The 5,606-nt window shown below is 57.3% G+C and carries 3 rRNA genes; all 3 read right to left on the reverse strand.

The features are described 5' to 3' along the window. Positions 1 to 31: 31 nt before the first annotated feature. Positions 32 to 147: ribosomal RNA gene (gene rrf, locus D473_RS0123695) — 5S ribosomal RNA — on the reverse strand. An 85-nt stretch (positions 148 to 232) separates the two neighbouring features. After that, positions 233 to 3,266: ribosomal RNA gene (locus D473_RS0123700) — 23S ribosomal RNA — on the reverse strand. A gap of 373 nt (positions 3,267 to 3,639) precedes the next feature. Continuing rightward, positions 3,640 to 5,172, reverse strand: a 16S ribosomal RNA gene (locus tag D473_RS0123705). The 16S, 23S and 5S rRNA genes sit together here, the layout of an rRNA operon. Between the last annotated feature and the right edge of the window lie 434 nt (positions 5,173 to 5,606).

A 5,606-nucleotide genomic window follows, 5' to 3' on the forward strand; every position in this document is an offset into this window, starting at 1 on the left:
CCCACAAGAGCGACCCCTCCCCAACAAAAAACCGTGGCAGCAACCTACTCTCCCACCCCACCACAGGGCAGTACCATCAGCGCAAGGAGACTTAACGACCGGGTTCGGAATGAGACCGGGTGTGACCCTCCCACCATAACCACCACGGAAACCAACACCCACGACCCGACAACACAGTCAGACCACGGGAAAACCATAGTGAACAAGCATGCGCGAGCACCCAATTATCTGCAGCGGACAAGCCCTCGACCTATTAGTACCGGTCAGCTCCACCCCTCACAAGGCTTCCACACCCGGCCTATCAACCCCGTCATCTACAGGGGGTCTTACCCTCTCAAGGAGGCAGGAGACCTCATCTCGAAGCAAGCTTCCCGCTTAGATGCTTTCAGCGGTTATCTCTCCCGCACGTAGCAAACCAGCCATGCCCTTGGCAGAACAACTGGCACACCAGAGGTACGTCCGTCCCGGTCCTCTCGTACTAGGGACAGCCCTTCTCAAGTCTCCAACGCGCGCAGCGGATAGGGACCGAACTGTCTCACGACGTTCTAAACCCAGCTCGCGTGCCGCTTTAATGGGCGAACAGCCCAACCCTTGGGACCAACTCCAGCCCCAGGATGCGACGAGCCGACATCGAGGTGCCAAACCATCCCGTCGATACGGACTCTTGGGGAAGATCAGCCTGTTATCCCCGGGGTACCTTTTAGCCGTTGAGCGACACCGCTTCCACACGCCGGTGCCGGATCACTAGTCCCAGCTTTCGCTCCTGCTCGACACGTCCGTCTCACAGTCAAGCTCCCTTGTGCACTTACACTCAACACCTGGTTACCAACCAAGCTGAGGGAACCTTTGGGCGCCTCCGTTACTCTTTAGGAGGCAACCGCCCCAGTTAAACTACCCACCAGACACTGTCCCCGAACCGGATCACGGCCCAAGGTTAGATGCCCGAAACAGTCAGAGTGGTATTTCACCAACGCCTCCATCACCACTGGCGTGGCGATATCAACAGCTCCCACCTATCCTACACAAACCATCCCAAACACCAATGTCAAGCTATAGTGAAGGTCCCGGGGTCTTTCCGTCCTGCTGCGCGAAACGAGCATCTTTACTCGTAGTGCAATTTCACCGGGTCCATGGTTGAGACAGTGGGGAAGTCGTTACGCCATTCGTGCAGGTCGGAACTTACCCGACAAGGAATTTCGCTACCTTAGGATGGTTATAGTTACCACCGCCGTTTACTGGCGCTTAGATTCCCAGCTTCGCAGGGCGAACCCCACTAACCAGTCCTCTTAACGTTCCAGCACCGGGCAGGCGTCAGTCCGTATACAGCGTCTTACGACTTCGCACGGACCTGTGTTTTTAATAAACAGTCGCTTCCCCCCGCTATCTGCGACCCCACCCAGCTCCAGCCGCACAGGCCTTCACCAGACAGGGCTCCCCTTCTCCCAAAGTTACGGGGACAATTTGCCGAGTTCCTTAACCATGGTTCACCCGAACGCCTCGGTATTCTCTACCTGACCACCTGCGTCGGTTTAGGGTACTGGCCACACACGAACTCGCTAGAGGCTTTTCTCGGCAGCATGGGATCACTCACTTCACCAAAAACGGCTCGGCATCACGTCTCAGCCACACAGCATGCGGATTTACCAACACACCGGCCTACACGCTTACCCCCGGACAACCATCGCCGGGTAGAGCTACCCTCCTGCGTCACCCCATCACTTGCCTACTACAAGATCGGTTCCCAGACCAGCACAGAACCAGANACGCTCGTGCACGGGTACGGGAATATCAACCCGTTCTCCATCGACTACGCCTGTCGGCCTCGCCTTAGGTCCAGACTCACCCTGGGCGGATTAACCTGCCCCAGGAACCCTTAGTCAATCGGCGGCAACGTTTCTCACGCTGCTCTCGCTACTCATGCCTGCATTCTCACTCGCACACCCTCCACCACTCGATCACTCGGCGGCTTCACCGGATGCACGACGCTCCCCTACCAACCCAACAAAGTTGGGCTCCACAGCTTCGGCGGTGTACTTCAGCCCCGCTACATTATCGGCGCAGAACCACTTGACCAGTGAGCTATTACGCACTCTTTAAAGGATGGCTGCTTCTAAGCCAACCTCCTGGTTGTCTGGGCAACTCCACAACCTTTACCACTTAGCACACGCTTAGGGGCCTTAGCTGATGATCTGGGCTGTTTCCCTCTCGACATACGAAGCTTATCCCCCGCAGTCTCACTGCCACGCTTCACTTCACCGGCATTCGGAGTTTGTCTGACGTCAGTAACCTGGTCGGGCCCATCAGCCAAACAGTAGCTCTACCTCCAGCAAGAAACACGCGACGCTGCACCTAAATGCATTTCGGGGAGAACCAGCTATCACGGAGTTTGATTGGCCTTTCACCCCTACCCACACCTCATCCCCCAGGTTTTCAACCCTGGTGGGTTCGGGCCTCCACGAGGTCTTACCCCCGCTTCACCCTGGACATGGGTAGATCACTCCGCTTCGGGTCCACAGCATGCGACTCCAACGCCCTCTTCAGACTCGGTTTCCCTACGGCTACCCCACACGGGTTAACCTCGCCACACACCATGACTCGCAGGCTCATTCTTCAAAAGGCACGCCATCACCAGCCACAAGGACCAGCTCTGACGGCTTGACAGCACACGGTTTCAGGTACTATTTCACGACCCCTCACCGGGGCACTTTTCACCTTTCCCTCACGGTACTAGTGCACTATCGGTCACCAGGACGTATTTTGGCTTGACAGGTGGTCCTGCCAGATTCACACGGAATTCCTCGAGCTCCGCGCTACTCGGGTATACACCAACGTCTGGGCTCTTCCTTCACCTACGGGACTCTCACCCACTCCGGTACCGCTTCCCAACGGCTTCAGCTAAAAGAACCACCAACGCTCCGGGCCGACAGACCCGGACAGATGCACCCCACAACCCCGCACACGCAACGACTGCCGTCTCTCACACGCGTGCGGTTTAGCCTCTTTCCCGTTCGCTCACCACTACTGAGGAAATCACTGTTGTCTACTCTTCCTGCGGGTACTGAGATGTTTCACTTCCCCGCGTCACCACCAACTGTCCTATACATTCAGACAGCAGCAACCCGACACAACTCGGGCTAGGTTTCCCCATTCGGACACCCACGGATCAAAGCTCGGTTGACAACTCCCCGTGGACTATCGCAGTCTCCCACGTCCTTCATCGGCGCCTGGTGCCAAGGCATCCACCGTATGCCACAATCACTTGGCCACTACAGATAACAAGATGCTCGCGCACACTATTCACAAGTCAAAACACCAACCACGAACACCCCTACCTCACACCGGAAAACCCGGGAGTTCAGGGCAGTGGTCCGCAGAAAACAACCAGAACCCGCAAAGGTCCAGGGCTGCTTCCTCAGACACCCAACAGCGCGCCCCCGGGGCCTTCTAGAAACCCCAGGGCAAAGCCTGATCTTATAACAACCATCCCAGAGAGCTCCAACGAGCTCCCGGGTCCACTTTCGAGTCCGGCCGGCCATAGGAAACGCCGACCTGAAAAAGANAACAATCCCGAAGGATTGCCGGGTCCACTTTCGAGTCCGGCCGGCCATAGGAAACGCCGACCTGAAAAAGACTCCTTAGAAAGGAGGTGATCCAGCCGCACCTTCCGGTACGGCTACCTTGTTACGACTTCGTCCCAATCGCCAGCCCCACCTTCACTCACTCCCTCCCACAAGGGGTTGGGCCGCAAGTTTCGGGTGTTGCCGACTTTCATGACGTGACGGGCGGTGTGTACAAGGCCCGGGAACGTATTCACCGCGGCGTTGCTGATCCGCGATTACTAGCGACTCCACCTTCATGGGGTCGAGTTGCAGACCCCAATCCGAACTGAGACCGGCTTTTAGGGATTCGCTCCACCTTACGGCATCGCACGCCCTCTGTACCGGCCATTGTAGCATGTTTGCAGCCCAAGACATAAGGGGCATGATGACTTGACGTCGTCCCCACCTTCCTCCGAGTTGACCCCGGCAGTCTCCCATGAGTCCCCACCACTACGTGCTGGCAACATGGAACAAGGGTTGCGCTCGTTACGGGACTTAACCCAACATCTCACGACACGAGCTGACGACAGCCATGCACCACCTGTCACCCACCAACTAAATGACCCCACATCTCTGCAGGTCCACGGGTGATGTCAAACCTTGGTAAGGTTCTTCGCGTTGCGTCGAATTAAGCAACATGCTCCGCCGCTTGTGCGGGCCCCCGTCAATTCCTTTGAGTTTTAGCCTTGCGGCCGTACTCCCCAGGCGGGGCGCTTAATGCGTTAGCTACGGCGCGGAAACCGTGGAAAGTCCCCACACCTAGCGCCCATCGTTTACGGCATGGACTACCAGGGTATCTAATCCTGTTCGCTACCCATGCTTTCGCTCCTCAGCGTCAGGTAAGGCCCAGAGACCCGCCTTCGCCACCGGTGTTCCTCCTGATATCTGCGCATTCCACCGCTACACCAGGAATTCCAGTCTCCCCTACCTACCTCTAGCATGCCCGTATCCACTGCAAAACCGAGGTTGAGCCCCGGTCTTTCACAGCAGACGTGACACGCCGCCTACGAGCTCTTTACGCCCAATAATTCCGGACAACGCTCGGACCCTACGTATTACCGCGGCTGCTGGCACGTAGTTAGCCGGTCCTTATTCCCCACTTACCGTCAACCCCCAGAGAACTGGAGGCCTGCGTGAGTGGTAAAAGGAGTTTACAACCCGAAGGCCGTCATCCCCCACGCGGCGTCGCTGCGTCAGGCTTTCGCCCATTGCGCAAGATTCCCCACTGCTGCCTCCCGCAGGAGTCTGGGCCGTGTCTCAGTCCCAGTGTGGCCGGTCACCCTCTCAGGCCGGCTACCCGTAATCGCCTTGGTAGGCCTTTACCCCACCAACAAGCTGATAGGCCGCGAGCCCATCCCCAACCGAGAAACTTTCCACCCTCCGGCATGAGCCGGGGGGTCGTATCCGGTATTAGACGGCGTTTCCACCGCTTATCCCGGAGTCAGGGGCAGGTTGCTCACGTGTTACTCACCCGTTCGCCGCTCGTGTACCCCGAAGGGCCTTACCGCTCGACTTGCATGTGTTAAGCACGCCGCCAGCGTTCGTCCTGAGCCAGGATCAAACTCTCCATAAAGGTCGAACAACCCGGCCCGGCGCCCCGGAGGGCAGCACGTTGGTCGGGTAAACCTAGAAGAAATCCTGACCGATCACGCGAAGTGATCAATCAAAGGAACCCTTCACACGTTCGGATCCGTGGATCCGTGTGTGACGGGGCCAAAACAAACTATGGCTGAAATAAAATCAAACACGCGCTGTTGAGTTCTCAAGAAACAACCGCTCTTCCCGTACAAGCTCCGAGTCGGTGACCCGGTCGGCTCTTCCGTGGAAGGCGTTCTCTGCTTTGTTGTGTCTTCACTTTATCAGTGTTCCCTGTTTTCCGCCAAATCGGCGGTTTCGGGGAAACCGATCGGGGTGAAGCCCGTTGGTTTTCACTCTACCGTTTCCCTGGACCGCTCGGTCCCGGTGGGTTTCGGTGAGCAACTCTTCGAGTTTACATGTCCCGAGCAG

The organism is Nocardiopsis xinjiangensis YIM 90004 (genome assembly GCF_000341145.1).
In the GTDB taxonomy this organism is placed as follows: domain Bacteria; phylum Actinomycetota; class Actinomycetes; order Streptosporangiales; family Streptosporangiaceae; genus Nocardiopsis; species Nocardiopsis xinjiangensis.